This window comes from Actinoallomurus spadix, assembly GCF_024055725.1.
GTDB classification, from domain to species: domain Bacteria; phylum Actinomycetota; class Actinomycetes; order Streptosporangiales; family Streptosporangiaceae; genus Actinoallomurus; species Actinoallomurus spadix.
The window spans coordinates 246,590-260,059 of sequence record NZ_JAMXMX010000009.1 but is presented as its reverse complement, the minus strand read 5'-3'; the positions used below and the strand labels follow the sequence as shown (position 1 = coordinate 260,059).

Genomic DNA, 13,470 nt, shown 5'->3' with positions numbered 1-13,470 from the left:
GTCTCCTGGTGCGGGGAGGGGTTCGGGTCGGGCGGTCAGTGGGGCGCGTAGACGACGAGGGGGTTGCCGTCCGGGTCGCACAGCACGGCGCGTGTCTCGTGCGGCCCCTCGTCCGGGCCGCCGACGAGCCGCGCGCCGGCCGCGGTGAGCCGCTCGACGGCGCTCCTCACGTCGGGGACCTTGAACGACGCGGCCGGCCGGCCGCCGGTGACGTCCTCGGCCGGTCCGGCCAGCGCGAACGTCGTGCCGCCCGCGTCGAGAGCGGCGAACCGGCCGCCGTCGGTGAACTTCACGGCGAGGCCGAGCCCGTCGCGGTAGAACGCGACGGCCCGGTCGACGTCGCGCACCGGATACAGGACGTTGCCGATCTTCACGCTGGCCTCCAGTTGGGGATGTGGCCGAATCCGGGGAGGTCGTCGAAGCGGACGCGTACGGGCAGGCCGATCCGCACGTCATCCGGGGCGATGTCGCCGACGATGCCGCCGAACGCCCGGACGCCCTCCTCCAGGTCGATCCAGGCGATGACGTACGGGATGGCGAACCCTGGCAGGAACGCGCGGTGGACGACGCTGAACGTGTGCACGCGGCCGTGCCCGGACACCGCCTCGTACGGCAGGTCCGTGCCGCCGCAGTGCGGGCAGACGGGCTCGGGAAGGTGGACGCGGCGGCCGCAGGAGCGGCAGCGCTGAACCGTGAGCTCACCGCGTCGGCACGCCTCCCAGTAAGGCGCGGTCAGCGCGTTCGGCCGGGGCAGTGGGCGCGGGTCCATCGAGTGCCAAGCTAGCGCACGCTTGGTAGGCGGGCAAGGCCTGGTGATCACGTCCGCGCGGCCCGCTTTGACGAAGGCCATTACAATTGTCCGGCGGGGAAATGTAAACGTTGGGAAAAACGGGGCTCATGGGGAAGAAGAGACTTTGGTTGATCGTCGCCGCCGTCCTGGTGGTGGTTCTGGGTGCCGCGGGCGGCGGCGCGTACGTCCTGCTGCGCACGAAGGGCAGCCCGAGGCAGACGGCCGAGGAGTTCCTGGCGGGCTGGCGACGCGGCGACCTCGCGGCGATGCGGGCGGTGACCGTCACCCCGCCGGCCGACTTCGACCGGTACTACCAGGGGCTGCGCACCGACCTCGGAACCACGAAGGTCACCGTCTCACTCGGCGCCCTGACGCGGCATGGGAAGCAGGCGACCGCCCCCTTCGCGGCGGCGCTCACGCTCCCGGCCGGGACCTGGAGGTACCAGGGCGGTCTGCGGCTGGTGACCAGCGACCGTAAGTGGAAGGTCGCCTGGACTCCGGAGGCCGTCCATCCCGACCTGCACGCCGGACAGCACTTCACCACCTCGTTCAAGTGGCTGAAACGCGGCACCGTCCTCGCCGCAGACGACACGCCCATCGACGGAGCGGGCGTCCCCGGCTCGGTGCAGCAGCTGGTCGGGCTCCTCGCGCCGCTGACCGACAAGCAGGCCAAGAAGCTCGGCGCCCCGTACGCCAAGGGGGACGTCGTCGGGCAGTCGGGCATCCAGCAGCGCTTCGACAAGCGGCTGGCCGGCACGCCCACCACGACCATCTCGACCGCCGATTCGTCCGGGCACACCGTCAAGGCCGTCGGCGGCTTCACCGGCAAGCCCGGTCAGAACGTCAAGACGAGCCTCGACCTCCACGTGCAGCGCGCGATGTCGACCGCCCTCCAGGGCCAGGGCAAGCCGACGTCCATGGTGGCGATCCGCCCCGCGACCGGGCAGATCCTCGCGGTCGGCAACATCCCGGGCGGCTTCGACCGCGCGATGCAGGGCATCTACCCGCCGGGGTCCACGTTCAAGGTCGTCACCGCGTACGCGCTGCTGCAGGCGGGGCTCACCCCCTCCTCCTCCGTCCAGTGCCCCAAGACCGCGAACGTCGGCGGGCAGGTGATCCACAACTCCGAGGGTGAGGGCGGCGCCGGCGGCATGACGTTCAAGACCGCCCTCGCGGAGTCCTGTAACACCGCGTTCGCGCTGCAGACCCAGAAGCTGCTCAGCGCCCCGAAGCTGACGAGCGCGGCGAGCGCGCTCGGCTTCAACCAGAAGATCGACCCCGGCGTCACCGCCACCGCGGGCAGCTTCCCCACGCCGACCAGTGACGCGGAGAAGGCCGTCGCCGGCTTCGGTCAGGGGCGCGACCTGGCCAACGCGCTCAGCATCGCCGGAGTCGCCGCCGGGGTCGCGGACGGCACCTGGCGGCCGCCCGTGCTCGTCACCGAGCCGCAGATCCCGCAGAAGGCCAAGCCGAGCCGGCTCAACTCCACCGCGCGGAGCCGGTTGGCGGGGATGATGCGGGCCGTGGTGACCTCCGGCACCGCCAAGCCGGCCGGGCTGCCGTCCGGCACGGCGGGCAAGACCGGCACGGCGGAGTACGGTTCGGCGCAGCACGGCAAGGAGCCGCCGACGCACGCCTGGTTCATGGGGTTCCGCGGTGACGTGGCGTTCGCCGTCGTCGTCGAGGGCGGCGGCTTCGGCGCCAAGGCCGCCGCGCCCATCGCCGCCCGCTTCCTCAAGGCCCTGTGAGCGAGGCGGTAAGGATCACCGAGACCTCGCCGGCGGAGCCGGCGGGGTCCCGCTGAACGGCCCGCCCGGTCCGGCGCTGAGGTCAGTCGTCCGGGCCGGGGCCGGTCGCGCCGGCGGCGATGAGCAACCGGTGCAACGTCGCGAGGTCCTGCTCGGGGAGCCGGCCGAGCGAGTCGGTCAAAACCGTGTCCAGGACCTCCGAGCCGGCCTTGCGGAGCCGGTCGCCCTCGTCGGTGATGCGGTGGCGGACGGCCCTGCCCGGCCCGTCGCGCCGCTGCAGGAGCCCCCGGTCGATCATCCGGGTGGCGAGCGAGCCCATCGACTGGTCGGTCTGGAAGGTCAGCACCGCCAGGTCGTGCAGGGACGCGTCCGGATGGGCGTGCAGGTGACGCAGCACGTCCCACTGGGCGAGCGACAGCCCGAGGGGGGCCAGCCTCCGGTTGGCCTCGCGGTGATGACGCCACTGCAGGCGCTTGACGGCCAGGCCCACGTCCTGAAGTGAAGGCGGCATGCCCCGGAATCTACCACCCTCGACAAGCGACCTTATATAAGGTTCGGTATCCGGGTCAGGGTGCGCCCCCGGGCCGGGCCCGGTCCGAGGCGAGCGCGCGCCGGGAGAGGCGGTCGGCACGCCGGGTGCTCTCGGGCAGGCGGTAGCGCGGCGTCAGCCGTAGCGTCACGGCGCACGCCGTGTCCAGGTCGACGCGGTGCCCGACGGAGACGAACACCGGCCGGACGCCCGTCTGCGTGCGCAGCGCGCGGCCGACCACCTCGCCGTCCTCCGTGACGGAGCTCCAGGACCCGCGGTCGGCGCCGGGCTCGTCGTACGCGCCCACCAGCCGGGTCTTGCCGACGCCGATCGCCGGCCGGCCGGTCAGCACGCCCAGGTGGCAGGCCAGCCCGAACCGCTTCGGGTGGGCGAGCCCATGCCCGTCGCAGATGAGCAGGTCGGGTGTGACGCTCAGCCGCCGCAGCCCCTCGATCAGCGCGGGCAGCTCACGGAACGCGAAGAGCCCCGGGACGTACGGGAAGGAGGGCCGGTCGAGGACGACGGTCTCCTCGACCACGTCGAGGCGGTCGAGGTCGAGGACGACGATGGCGGCGGCCAGCCGGTCCTCGGCGTACGCGACGTCGAGCCCGGCGACGGTCCGTACGGACGGCGGGTCCGGGCAGGCGAGATCGATGCGGGAGCGCAGCCGGTCCTGTACGGCCTCGGCCTCACGGACGGTGGCCGGCCACGGGGGGAGATCCGGTACATCCACGGGAGGTCACGCTACCGGCATCCGGGCGGGCCACCGATCGGGCTACCCAAGCAAGTGCTCGTTCGATTATGGTGGCGTCATGCCGATCACCCTGACCGAGCTCGCCGCGCCGGGGCACAGCGCCGTCCTGGTCATGGAGATGCAGCGGGGTGTCGTCGGCGACCTGACGAGCTTCCCCGCGCTCGCGGGCGCCTGCGCCGAGGGCGACGTGATCCGCAACGCCGCGCGGGTCGCGTCCGCCGCGCGGGCCGCCGGCGTCCGGGTCGTGCAGTGCACCGCGGCGTTCCGCGCCGACCGGGCCGGCAGCCACACCGACAACGCGCCGTTCGTCCGCCGGCTGCTCCGCGACCCGGCGCACATGCTGGAGGGGACGCCCGCGATCGAGGTCGTGCCCGAGCTGGCCGGCCCGGCGGACCTGGAGTCGCGCCGCCACCACGGCTTCTCGCCGTTCACCGGCACCTCCCTGGACCAGACGCTGCGTTCCCTCGGCGTCCGCACCGTCGTCGCCGTCGGCGTCTCGCTCAACCTCGGCGTCCCGGGCCTGTGCCTGGAGGCGGTGAACCTCGGCTACCGGGTCGTGGCGGTCACCGACGCGATGGCGGGGGTCCCCGCCGGCTACGCCGACGCCGTCCTCACCCACACGATCAGTCTGCTCGCCGCCCGCGTCACCACCGGCGAGTTGCTGCGCGCCTGGAACGCCTGAAGGAGGCCGGATGGACGGGCTGTCGCTCACCGGGCGCACCGCGCTGGTGACCGGAGGCGCCGGCGGGATCGGCACGGCGATCTGCGCCGACCTCGCCGGGCTGGGTGCCCGCGTCGTCGTCGCCGACCTCGACGAGGACGCCGCCCGCGCGACCGCCGCCGCACTGCCGGACGCGGTCGCCGAGCGGGTCGACCTGGCCGACCCGGCGAGCATCGACGACCTGGCGGGCCGCGTCGGCCGGGCCGACGTCCTCGTGCACAACGCCGGGGTGAGCGTCGTCGAGCCGTTCGTCGACGGCGACCCGGCGTCCTGGGACCTCATGTGGAAGATCAACCTGCGCGCCCCCATGTACCTCACGCGCCTGCTGCTGCCGGGCATGCGCGGCTGGGGGCGGCTGGTGTTCATCTCCTCCGACGGCGCGCGGGCGGGCTCGGGCGGCGAAGGGGCGTACGCCGCGACGAAGGCCGGGCTGTTCGGGCTGGCCAAGACCCTGGCGCGCGAGGCCGCCCGGCAGGGCGTGACGAGCAACGTCGTCTGCCCCGGCCCGACCGACACCCCGATGCAGCGCGCCATCGCCGAACACCACCCCGGCCTGGTGGACAGGCTGGCCCGGCAGATCCCGCTGCGCCGCATCGGCCGCCCCGCCGACGTGGCGGGCCTCGTCGCGTTCCTGTGCACCGACCGGGCCGGCTACATCACCGGCCAGACCCTGTCCGTCAGCGGCGGCATCACCATGTGCTGACCGTGGACGGCCTACAGACTCCCGTACGCCGCCTCGAGCAGGCGGTACGCGCGGACCCCGCCGGAGACCTCGTCGCCCATGCGGTTCGGGATGTAGGCGAGGGCCAGGCCGCTCTCGATGTCGCCGAGGCTGATGGAGCCGCCCAGGCCCGTGTGCCCGAACGCCGAGTCCCAGCCGGCCTTGGGCGTGAGGAAGACCAGCGACGGCCGCATGAAGCCCAGGCCGAAGGAGCTGTCGATGTACATGACGCGGTCGGGGCCGGCGACCCGGCGCACGACGGCGTCGCGCAGCGTCGTGCGGGAGATGATCCGGCCGGCCAGCAGGTCGCGGTAGAAGCCGGCGAGCGCCCGGGCCGTCGTCACCATCCCGAGCGCGGGCCAGCCGGCGCGCAGCATCTCGGGGTTGTTGTTGCCGCCGGGCAGGCGGTTGATGTCGGGGTTGCCGAACGTGCGGTTCAGCAGGCTGTCCGGGTCGCGGAACCCGGCCATCATCTTGGCGAGCGGGTCGTCCGGGTTCATGGGGCGGGGCACCTCGCCGGTCGCGCTCGGCCCGCCCGTGCGCGCCGAGGCGCCCTTGTCGACCTTACGGCCGGCGCTGAGCCGCGCGGTGCGCTCGATGACGTCGTCGGGCGCGCCGACGTGCAGGTCCAGGTCGAGCGGCCCGGCGATCTCGTCGCGTACGTACGCGCCGACCGTGCGGCCCGAGCAGCGGCGGACGATCTCCCCGGCCAGCCAGCCGTACGTCAGCGCGTGGTACCCGTGCGCGGTGCCGGGCTTCCACTCCGGCTCCTGGGCCGCCAGCAGCGCCGCCACCGCGGCCGGGTCGTGGGCCTCGGCGACCGGGACGTCCCGGCCGAGCGCGGGCAGCCCTGCCTGGTGGGACAGCAGGTGCTCGGCGGTCGCGTGCTCCTTTCCGGCGGCGCCGAACTCCGGCCACCACGACGTCACCGGCGCCTCCAGGTCGTACAGGCCGCGTTCGGCGAGCAGGAGGGCCGCCGTTCCGGTCACCGCCTTGGTGCAGGAGAAGGCCAGGCACGTCGTGTCGCGTTCCCAGGGCCGGTCCGACCTGCGGTCCGCGACGCCGCCCCAGAGGTCCACGACGCACCGGTCGCCCACATGGACCGCGACGGCGGCGCCGAACTCCTCACCTCGCTCGAAGCCGTCGGTGAACGCCGTACGTACCGCCTCGAACGCGGGATCGCAGTGACCTTCGATCATGTGCCTCTACTCCTGGAGGAAACAATTGTGAGCGAGTCTAATTGGGGCCGGTGGGGACCCGACGACGAACGGGGGACGCTGAACCTCCTCGCCCCCGAGGCCGTACGGGCCGCCGTGGCCTGCGTCCGTGAGGGCCGGACGCTGAGCCTGTCGCTGCCGATCCGGGGCGCCACGTCGTCCCCGGCGCCGGCCACCGTCCCGCACCTGCGCGGACGCCCGCTGCCCCAGCACTTCATGTCCGTCGACGCGGGCGACTACGCCGCGGGTGCCCGGCCGATCGGGGCGGGCCTGCGGATGGCCGACGACGCCATCGTCGTCACGCCGCACGGGACCACCACGCACATGGACGCGCTGTGCCACATGTGGGCCGGCGACGAGCTGTACAACGGGCATCCGGCCGGGCGGGTGCGCTCGTACGGGGCGACGCGGTGCGGCATCGACAAGGCGGGGCCGGTCGTCGGCCGCGGCGTGCTGTTCGACGTCCCACGGCTCCGGGGCGTCCGTCACCTGGCCGCCGGGGATCGCGTCCCGGCCGCGGACCTGGCGGCGTGCGGGGCGGAGATCCGGTCCGGTGACATCGCCGTCGTCCGTACGGGGTGGCCGCTGACGTGGGAGGACTCTCCGGAGGCGTACTGGGCCGGGCAGCCGGGCCTGTCGGCCGGCGCCGGGCGCTGGCTGGCGGACCGGGACGTCGCGATGGTGGCGTGCGACAACGCCGCGATCGGCGGGCTGAACGAGCGCCAGCTCGCCGACGAGGACCTCGGCGACGACCTCCACCTGATCCTCCTGTGGCGGCACGGGATCCACCTGGCCGAGATGCTCTGGCTGGAGGACCTCGCGGCGACGGGCCGTACGGAGTTCCTGTTCGTGGCGGCGCCGCTGGTCATCGAGGGCGGCACCGCCAGCCCGATCAACCCCCTGGCGATCCTGTGAAGGTCAGGTGCCGGGATGGCCTCCGCCGCCGTACGCCGCGTCGAGGGCGTCGTAGTCGGGCGTGTGGCCCTTCTTCGGGATCGCGTCGGCGAACTCCACGTGCCGCGGCTTCTTGTACGAGGCGATCCGCGATCGTACGTGCGCGACGACCTGCTCGGGCGTGAGGGACGCGCCGTCCTTCAAGACCACGATCGCCTTGACGCTCTGACCCCACGCGGGGTCCGGCACGCCGATCACGGCCGCGTCCGCGACGGCCTCGTGCTCCCTGAGCGCGCGCTCGACCTCGGCGGGGTAGATGTTCTCGTTCGCCGATTTGATCATCCGCAGGCCCGGGCCGATGAACGTGATCGTGCCGTCCGGTTCGCGGCGGCCGAGGTCGCCGGTGTGGTGCCAGCCGCCCGCCGTCTTCGCCGCGTTCCGCTCGGGCCGGTTCCAGTAGCCGCTGAAGATCGTGGCGCCCCGCGCGCAGATCTCGCCGGTCTCGCCGGGCGGGACCTCGGTTCCCGCCGGGTCCAGGATCCGCACGTGGACGAGCGGGGACGGCCGTCCGGCAGGTCCGCGCCCGCCGGGCGCCAGGCCGAGGAACGTCAGCATGCCGCCCACCTCGGTCTGCCCGTATCCGCCCATCTTCGACGCGCCCCACGGGCTGTCGTCCACGGTGATCATGGCGTCCCATGCGGGGGAGTGCGAGGCGAAGCGCAGGGACGACAGGTCGTGGGCGCCGCCGGCGTTCGCCTCGACGAGCCGGTCGATCATCGGCCCGAACAGGAACGCGTGCGTACAGCGTTCGGCCTCGATGAGCCGGCAGACCTCCTCCGGGTCGTAGGCGGGAGTGAAGACGTTGGTGCCGCCGAGCTGGAAGGCGGCCAGGCAGAACATCATCGTCCCGACGTGGAACAGGGGCCCGCTGTTGAGGTAGGTGAAGCCGTCCTCCATCCGCCGGACGTGCAGCAACGTCATCGTGTGCGCGATCAGTGCCGTGTGGCTCAGCAGCGCCGCCGCGGGCCGCCCGTCGAACGCCGCCGTGTAGAGGGCGAGGACCGGATCGCCGGGGTCCACCGTCACCGCGGGCTCGGAGGGCGCTCCGGCGGCGGCGTAGGCCTCGTACTCCTCGCCCGCGGCGACCCAGCGCGCCTTCGCGACCGTCCGGGCGCGGGCCTGCCCGGCCGCCTCGGACTCTTCGAACACGACGACGGCGGGCCGCAGGTCGTCCAGGACGAAGGTGAGCTCGCCGGCACTCTGCCGCCGGTTCGCCGGGCAGCAGATCGCGCCGAGCCGGGCGGCGGCGAGCAGGAGTTCCAGGATCCGGAAGGAGTTCCGGCCGAGCCACAGGACGCGCTCGCCGGGGGCGACCCCGTCGGCGGCGAGCGCGTTCGCGAGCCGGTTCACCCGCTCGTCGAGGCCCGGATAGGTCAGGCGGACGTCCGCGTCCACCACCGCCAGGCCGAGCGGCCTGCCGCGCCGGTGCTCGCCGAGGACGTCTCCGAGGGTCAGCCCGTGCACGGACATCGCGTCTCCCATCGAGTCGGGGCGGGTCGGCGGAACGTCGGCATCAAGGTCAGCGGAACGCCGGCATCACCTCGGCGGCGAAGAACCTCAGGACCTTCTTCATGTCCTCGATGGGCACGGGCCGGGTGCTGCCGAAGTCGCACATCAGGTTCGTGAAGCCGAAGTCGGCGATCATCTTGATCTGGTTGATCACCCGGTCGGGGTCCCCGATGACCTCGAGCTGTTCCCAGCGGAAGTCGGCGCCGACCTCACCGCCCTTGAGGTAGCGGTCCTGCCAGTACTCGAACCCCTTGGCGACCTGACCGGTCCTGGAGTCGATGGGGGCGCTCTGCCGGTTGAAGATGCGCGACCGGTCGAAGGAGCTCTCGAAGCGCGCCTGGTCGGCGCGGGCCTGTTCGACGGTCGGCGCGACGTACACCGACCGCGTGGCCACCAGCTCGGCCTGCTCGGTGTCGACCCCGTTGGCCCGCGCGGTCGCGTACCAGGTCTCCGCCGCCTGGGCGATCTTCTTGAAGGGCGCGGCCGGGTCGGCGAGGATCGGCAGCCCGCGCGCGGCGTACCGCTCGACCGTCTCGGGGCTCACCGCGGCGACGTGCAGGGGCGGGTGGGGGCGTTGCACCGGCCGCGGGGTGAGGGTGACCTCGTTGCCCGTGCCGTAGTACTCGCCCTGGAAGTGGACGTCGTTCCGGGTCCACAGCGCGATGATCAGGTCGAGGGCCTCGTCGAAGCGTTCGCGGGCCTCGCCGAGGTCGATCCCGAAGCTCTCGAACTCCACGCTCTGGTAGCCGCGGCCGATCCCCATCTCCAGACGGCCGCCGGACAGCAGGTCGACCATCGCGGCCTCCTCGGCCACGTGGACGGGGTTGTGCAGGGGGAGCACGACGATCCCGGTGCCGAGCCGGATCCGCTCCGTGCGGGCGGCGAGGTGGGACAGCAGGGTGAAGATGTTCGGCACGACGCCGTAGTCCCGGAAGTGGTGCTCGGCCACCCACAGGCCGTTGAAGCCCAGCTCCTCGCAGAGCTCGGCGATCTCGAGCTGGTAGTCGTACACCTCCCGGACGGTCTGGCCCTCGAACCGGTGGAAGAGCTGGAACGTGGAGAACTTCATGCGGACGGCACCTCCGTACCAAGCGCTCGCTTGGTAAGCGTAGCAGGTGCCGGGTCCGTGAAGGAGTCCCGGCGGAGCGCGGGATTGCGAAATACCGGCCGTCGATATCCGCATACAGGCGGTGATCGCCACAAAATATGTCAAACGACGTATTTGCCCGCAGTGATCGTTTCCCTAGCATTTATGGTCCACGCATCGTCTGGCTCGGGGGAGCGGCGACCCTGATCGGCGTCGGGGAAGGAGGCTGCGATGGGCGGCGTGTCCTGGGCCTGAAGGGCCCCGCGACAGGGCGGCCGGGCGGACGACCCGGCCGCCCTGCCGTCTCCGTTCAGGGCCGGCGCGGAGCCTCGTCGCCGAGCGTGAGCAGAACCTCCCGGAGAAGATCCGCCAGTGCCCGCCCGGTCTCCTCCGGGACCTTCTCGAACAGCGCCTCGTGGGCCCGGCCGGTCGCGGCGACGATCCGGCCCGTCAGTTCGAGGCCCTCCGGGGTCAGGCGGACCCACGAGCTGCGCCGGTCGTCCGGGTCCGGCTCCCGTCGCACCAGGCCCGCCGCGCCGAGTCGCTGCAGGATGTTGCTGGTGCCGCCGGTCGTCAGCATCGACGACTCCGCGAGCGTGCCCGGCTTGAGGCGGTACGGCCGGCCGGACCGGCGAAGCGTCGCCAGCACGTCGAACTCCGCGTAGGTCACGCCGAACTCCTCCAGTGCCCGCTGCGTGGCCTCCATGCTCAGCGCGGACAGGCGCCCGACGCGCTTGGTGAGCTCCAGCGTCAGCGTCGCGACCTCAGGGTCCTCCGCGCGCCAGGCCGCGAGCATGGCGTCCACGCGATCCCGCCGTTCCATGGCCGTTGAGCCTAGTCGGCCAGCGTGATAGCTTTCCAAAAAGCTTTCTGGAAAAGGATTAATCATGTCCCGGATCCTGATCCGGCGCGGGCTCGTCATCGACACCGAGCCCGCGCCGCGCGCCACGCCCGCGACCGACCTGCTGATCGAGGACGGTGTGATCACCGCCGTCGGTCCCGGCCTGCCCGCCGAGGGCGCCGAGGTCATCGACGCGCGGGACCACATCGTGCTCCCCGGCTTCGTCGACACCCACCGCCATACCTGGCAGAGCGTGCTGCGGTCCACCGCCCCGTACGCCTCCCTCGCCGAGTACCTCGAGGCGATCGTGTACGGCGCCGCGCCCCGGTTCCGGCCCGAGGACGTCCACGCGGGCAACCTCGCCGGCGCGCTCGAATGCCTCAACTCCGGGATCACCACGCTGCTCGACTGGTCCCACATCCAGCGCTCGCCCGACCACACCGACGCGGCCGTCACCGCCCTGCGCGACTCCGGCATCCGCGCCGTCTTCGGCTACGCCCACCCGGCGCCGGACGAGCGGCGGCCCGGCGAGGTGCGCCGGGTGCTCGGCCTCGTCGGCGGCCGCGTCTCGGCGACGCTCGCCGCCTGGGGGCCCGGCTTCGCGAGCGTCGAGGACACGGAGGCCGACTGGCGCCTCGCCCGGGAACTCGGCCTGCGGATCAGCGTCCACGTCAACGGCCCCGGCCCGATCGAGCGGCTGCGCGACCACGGCCTCCTCGGCGCGGACACCACCTACATCCACCTCAACGGGGTCACCGACGAGGCGCTCAAGCTCATCGCCGACAGCGGCGGCACCGCCTCGGTCGCCCCGGTCCTGGAGGAGCAGATGCGCCTCGGCCGCCCGGAGCTCGGCCGCCTGCGCGCCGCCGGGGTCCGCACGACGCTCGGCGCGGACGCCGTGACCAGCGTCGGCGGCGACATGTTCGGCCTGATGCGCGCGGCCTTCGCGGCGACGCGCGCCGACGATCCCACCGTCTCCGCGGCCGACGTGCTGCGCATGGCCACTCTCGACGGCGCCGCCGCGCTCGGCCTCGACGACCGCATCGGGTCGCTGCGGCCCGGCAAGCAGGCCGACCTCGTCCTCCTCCGCGCCGACACCCCGAACCTGGTGCCGCTGCGCGACCCGATCACCGCCGTGGTCACGGCGGCCGACCTGAGCAACGTGGACACCGTCCTGGTCGGCGGGGAGATCGTCAAGCGGGGCGGCCGGCTGCTGCGCGCCGACCTCCGGCGGGCCTTCGACCTGGCCGAACGCACGGCCGCGCATCTCGCTGAGTGAACCGCGTGGCGCCCGCCCCCCGCCGCGGCCCTTCTCGTATCGTCGTCGGCGAACCATCGATCGAGGAGGCGACATGGCCGGGTTCCGGCACGTGGTGATGTTCCGCTGGAACGAGAGCGCGACGGAAGAGCGGAAGCGGGAGCTGGTGGAGCGGCTGACCGCCCTCCCCGGCGCCATCCGCGAGATCGAGGCGTACCACGTGGGCGCCGACGCCGGGCTGAACCCCGGCAACTTCGACTTCGCCGTGGTCGCGGACTTCGCCGACCGTGACGCCTACACCGTCTACCGCGACCACCCGGTGCACCGCGCCGTCATCGACGAGTGCCTCACGCCGATCCTCGCCGAACGCGCCGCGGTCCAGTACGGACTCTGACCCCCGGCGCGTCCGCGGCCGCGGACGGGAGCCCTCCCGCGCGCTCCGGGCGCCGGGAGGGGCGACCGGGGATCGAGACCACCACCAGCCCCCCGAGCAGCAGCACGGACCCCGCCGCGACCGGCACGGACATCCGCTCGCCCAGGAACAGCACGGCCAGCGCCGTGGCCACGAGCGGCTCGGCCAGCGACAGGGTGCCCGCCGTCGCCGCGGTGACCCGGCGCAGCCCGGCGACGAACAGCGAGTACGCCAGCGCCGCCGTCACCGGGCCCAGCCAGCCGGCCACCAGGAGAGAACGCGCCGTGCCGAGATCCGGCAGCCGCGACAGCGTCCACGGCGCCAGGAACGACCCGCCGATGAGAAGGGTCACCGATACCGCCGCCCGCATGTCGACCCGGTCCCCGGTGAGCCGCTTGGCCGCCACCGTGTACACCCCGTAGCAGCCACCCGACACGACGCCGAGCAGCACGCCGTACGGGTCGACGTGAACCGGCCCGTCCGGCGTCACCACCAGGGCGCAGCCGAGGACGGCGGCGCACGTGCCGACCACCCATCCCCGCGAGAACCGGGTGCCGAGCGCGATCCGCTCGACGACACCGGTGCTGACCGGCGCGACGCCGAACGCGACCGCCGTGGCCACCGCCGCGCCGGTACGGGCCACGGAGCTCATGAAGGCCGCCTGGAAGACCCCGGTCGCGCAGGAGGCGGCCAGCAGAGGCGGCCACGCGCTCCGCGTCAGCGTGCGGAACGCGTCCCGGCGCGTCGCCAGGACCACCAGGGCCAGCACCAGGCCGCCCGTCAGGATGCGGGCCCCGCCCAGCGCCACCGGTCCGGCCGGCGAGTCCGCGAACACCTGGGCGGGCCCCACCGTCGCCCACAGCACCCCGGCCGCCAGCACGAGCCAGACTCCGGCCAGGTCATTTCGTTGCTCCATGCCGGGAACGCTA

15 protein-coding genes are annotated in these 13,470 nt (G+C 73.2%); 6 read left to right on the top strand and 9 right to left on the bottom strand.

The annotated features are described in order from the left end of the window. Positions 1–35: 35 nt before the first annotated feature. Both NE235_RS16365 and NE235_RS16360 read right to left on the bottom strand, forming a co-directional pair. Entirely contained in the window at positions 36–374 is a 339-nt protein-coding gene (locus NE235_RS16365; RefSeq protein WP_308206088.1) for a VOC family protein, read from the bottom strand. Beyond that, positions 371–769 (bottom strand): Zn-ribbon domain-containing OB-fold protein, encoded by a 399-nt coding sequence (locus NE235_RS16360; RefSeq protein ID WP_252803660.1) that lies wholly within the window; start codon positions 767–769, stop codon positions 371–373. The genes NE235_RS16365 and NE235_RS16360 overlap by 4 nt, the downstream gene beginning before the upstream one ends. Positions 770–897: 128 nt before the next feature. Here NE235_RS16360 and NE235_RS16355 point away from each other — a divergent pair, with 128 nt between their 5' ends. After that, positions 898–2,538 (top strand): penicillin-binding transpeptidase domain-containing protein, encoded by a 1,641-nt coding sequence (locus NE235_RS16355; protein ID WP_252803659.1) that lies wholly within the window; start codon positions 898–900, stop codon positions 2,536–2,538. Between the two features lie 82 nt (positions 2,539–2,620). On the opposite strand, the gene NE235_RS16350 is transcribed toward NE235_RS16355, so the two are convergent. Next, positions 2,621–3,049, bottom strand: a complete 429-nt coding sequence (locus NE235_RS16350; protein WP_252803658.1) for a MarR family winged helix-turn-helix transcriptional regulator — start codon at positions 3,047–3,049, stop codon at positions 2,621–2,623. 55 nt (positions 3,050–3,104) lie between these two features. Continuing rightward, positions 3,105–3,800, bottom strand: coding sequence for an endonuclease V (locus NE235_RS16345; RefSeq protein WP_252803657.1), 696 nt, complete (start codon positions 3,798–3,800; stop codon positions 3,105–3,107). A gap of 79 nt (positions 3,801–3,879) precedes the next feature. Here NE235_RS16345 and NE235_RS16340 point away from each other — a divergent pair, with 79 nt between their 5' ends. Next, positions 3,880–4,503 carry an isochorismatase family protein gene (locus tag NE235_RS16340; protein ID WP_252803656.1) on the top strand — a complete coding sequence of 208 codons (624 nt, stop codon included), beginning with the start codon at positions 3,880–3,882 and terminating at the stop codon, positions 4,501–4,503. A 10-nt stretch (positions 4,504–4,513) separates the two neighbouring features. After that, complete coding sequence (locus NE235_RS16335) at positions 4,514–5,245, top strand: SDR family NAD(P)-dependent oxidoreductase (RefSeq protein ID WP_252803655.1); 732 nt, start codon at positions 4,514–4,516, stop codon at positions 5,243–5,245. 11 nt (positions 5,246–5,256) lie between these two features. Here the strand turns inward: NE235_RS16335 and NE235_RS16330 are convergent, their stop codons facing one another. Continuing rightward, positions 5,257–6,462 (bottom strand): serine hydrolase domain-containing protein, encoded by a 1,206-nt coding sequence (locus NE235_RS16330; RefSeq protein WP_252803654.1) that lies wholly within the window; start codon positions 6,460–6,462, stop codon positions 5,257–5,259. 27 nt (positions 6,463–6,489) lie between these two features. Between NE235_RS16330 and NE235_RS16325 the strand changes: the two genes are divergently transcribed. Further along, positions 6,490–7,395, top strand: coding sequence for a cyclase family protein (locus NE235_RS16325; RefSeq protein WP_252803653.1), 906 nt, complete (start codon positions 6,490–6,492; stop codon positions 7,393–7,395). A 3-nt stretch (positions 7,396–7,398) separates the two neighbouring features. On the opposite strand, the gene NE235_RS16320 is transcribed toward NE235_RS16325, so the two are convergent. The 3 genes from NE235_RS16320 to NE235_RS16310 form a co-directional block, all read right to left on the bottom strand. Continuing rightward, positions 7,399–8,904: an AMP-binding protein gene (locus NE235_RS16320; RefSeq protein ID WP_252803652.1), complete on the bottom strand. Its 1,506-nt coding sequence runs from the start codon at positions 8,902–8,904 to the stop codon at positions 7,399–7,401. A gap of 49 nt (positions 8,905–8,953) precedes the next feature. Next, positions 8,954–10,012 (bottom strand): LLM class flavin-dependent oxidoreductase, encoded by a 1,059-nt coding sequence (locus tag NE235_RS16315; protein WP_252803651.1) that lies wholly within the window; start codon positions 10,010–10,012, stop codon positions 8,954–8,956. A gap of 328 nt (positions 10,013–10,340) precedes the next feature. Next, positions 10,341–10,853 carry a MarR family winged helix-turn-helix transcriptional regulator gene (locus tag NE235_RS16310; RefSeq protein WP_252803650.1) on the bottom strand — a complete coding sequence of 171 codons (513 nt, stop codon included), beginning with the start codon at positions 10,851–10,853 and terminating at the stop codon, positions 10,341–10,343. A gap of 64 nt (positions 10,854–10,917) precedes the next feature. Here NE235_RS16310 and NE235_RS16305 point away from each other — a divergent pair, with 64 nt between their 5' ends. Together NE235_RS16305 and NE235_RS16300 are read left to right on the top strand one after the other, a co-directional pair. Further along, positions 10,918–12,150: an amidohydrolase family protein gene (locus NE235_RS16305; protein WP_252803649.1), complete on the top strand. Its 1,233-nt coding sequence runs from the start codon at positions 10,918–10,920 to the stop codon at positions 12,148–12,150. Positions 12,151–12,223: 73 nt separating this feature from the next. Then, on the top strand, positions 12,224–12,523 hold the full coding sequence (locus NE235_RS16300) for a Dabb family protein (RefSeq protein WP_252803647.1): 300 nt from the start codon (positions 12,224–12,226) through the stop codon (positions 12,521–12,523). On the opposite strand, the gene NE235_RS16295 is transcribed toward NE235_RS16300, so the two are convergent. Then, positions 12,477–13,457 (bottom strand): DMT family transporter, encoded by a 981-nt coding sequence (locus NE235_RS16295; RefSeq protein WP_252803646.1) that lies wholly within the window; start codon positions 13,455–13,457, stop codon positions 12,477–12,479. The genes NE235_RS16300 and NE235_RS16295 overlap by 47 nt on opposite strands. Between the last annotated feature and the right edge of the window lie 13 nt (positions 13,458–13,470).

Bases quoted from the DNA above. Each gene is read 5' to 3' on its own strand.
- NE235_RS16360 (WP_252803660.1), bottom strand. From the start codon at position 769: ATGGACCCGCGCCCACTGCCCCGGCCGAACGCGCTGACCGCGCCTTAC.
- NE235_RS16355 (WP_252803659.1), top strand. From the start codon at position 898: ATGGGGAAGAAGAGACTTTGGTTGATCGTCGCCGCCGTCCTGGTGGTG.
- NE235_RS16350 (WP_252803658.1), bottom strand. From the start codon at position 3,049: ATGCCGCCTTCACTTCAGGACGTGGGCCTGGCCGTCAAGCGCCTGCAG.
- NE235_RS16340 (WP_252803656.1), top strand. From the start codon at position 3,880: ATGCCGATCACCCTGACCGAGCTCGCCGCGCCGGGGCACAGCGCCGTC.
- NE235_RS16335 (WP_252803655.1), top strand. From the start codon at position 4,514: ATGGACGGGCTGTCGCTCACCGGGCGCACCGCGCTGGTGACCGGAGGC.
- NE235_RS16330 (WP_252803654.1), bottom strand. From the start codon at position 6,462: ATGATCGAAGGTCACTGCGATCCCGCGTTCGAGGCGGTACGTACGGCG.
- NE235_RS16320 (WP_252803652.1), bottom strand. From the start codon at position 8,904: ATGTCCGTGCACGGGCTGACCCTCGGAGACGTCCTCGGCGAGCACCGG.
- NE235_RS16315 (WP_252803651.1), bottom strand. From the start codon at position 10,012: ATGAAGTTCTCCACGTTCCAGCTCTTCCACCGGTTCGAGGGCCAGACC.
- NE235_RS16310 (WP_252803650.1), bottom strand. From the start codon at position 10,853: ATGGAACGGCGGGATCGCGTGGACGCCATGCTCGCGGCCTGGCGCGCG.
- NE235_RS16305 (WP_252803649.1), top strand. From the start codon at position 10,918: ATGTCCCGGATCCTGATCCGGCGCGGGCTCGTCATCGACACCGAGCCC.
- NE235_RS16300 (WP_252803647.1), top strand. From the start codon at position 12,224: ATGGCCGGGTTCCGGCACGTGGTGATGTTCCGCTGGAACGAGAGCGCG.
- NE235_RS16295 (WP_252803646.1), bottom strand. From the start codon at position 13,457: ATGGAGCAACGAAATGACCTGGCCGGAGTCTGGCTCGTGCTGGCGGCC.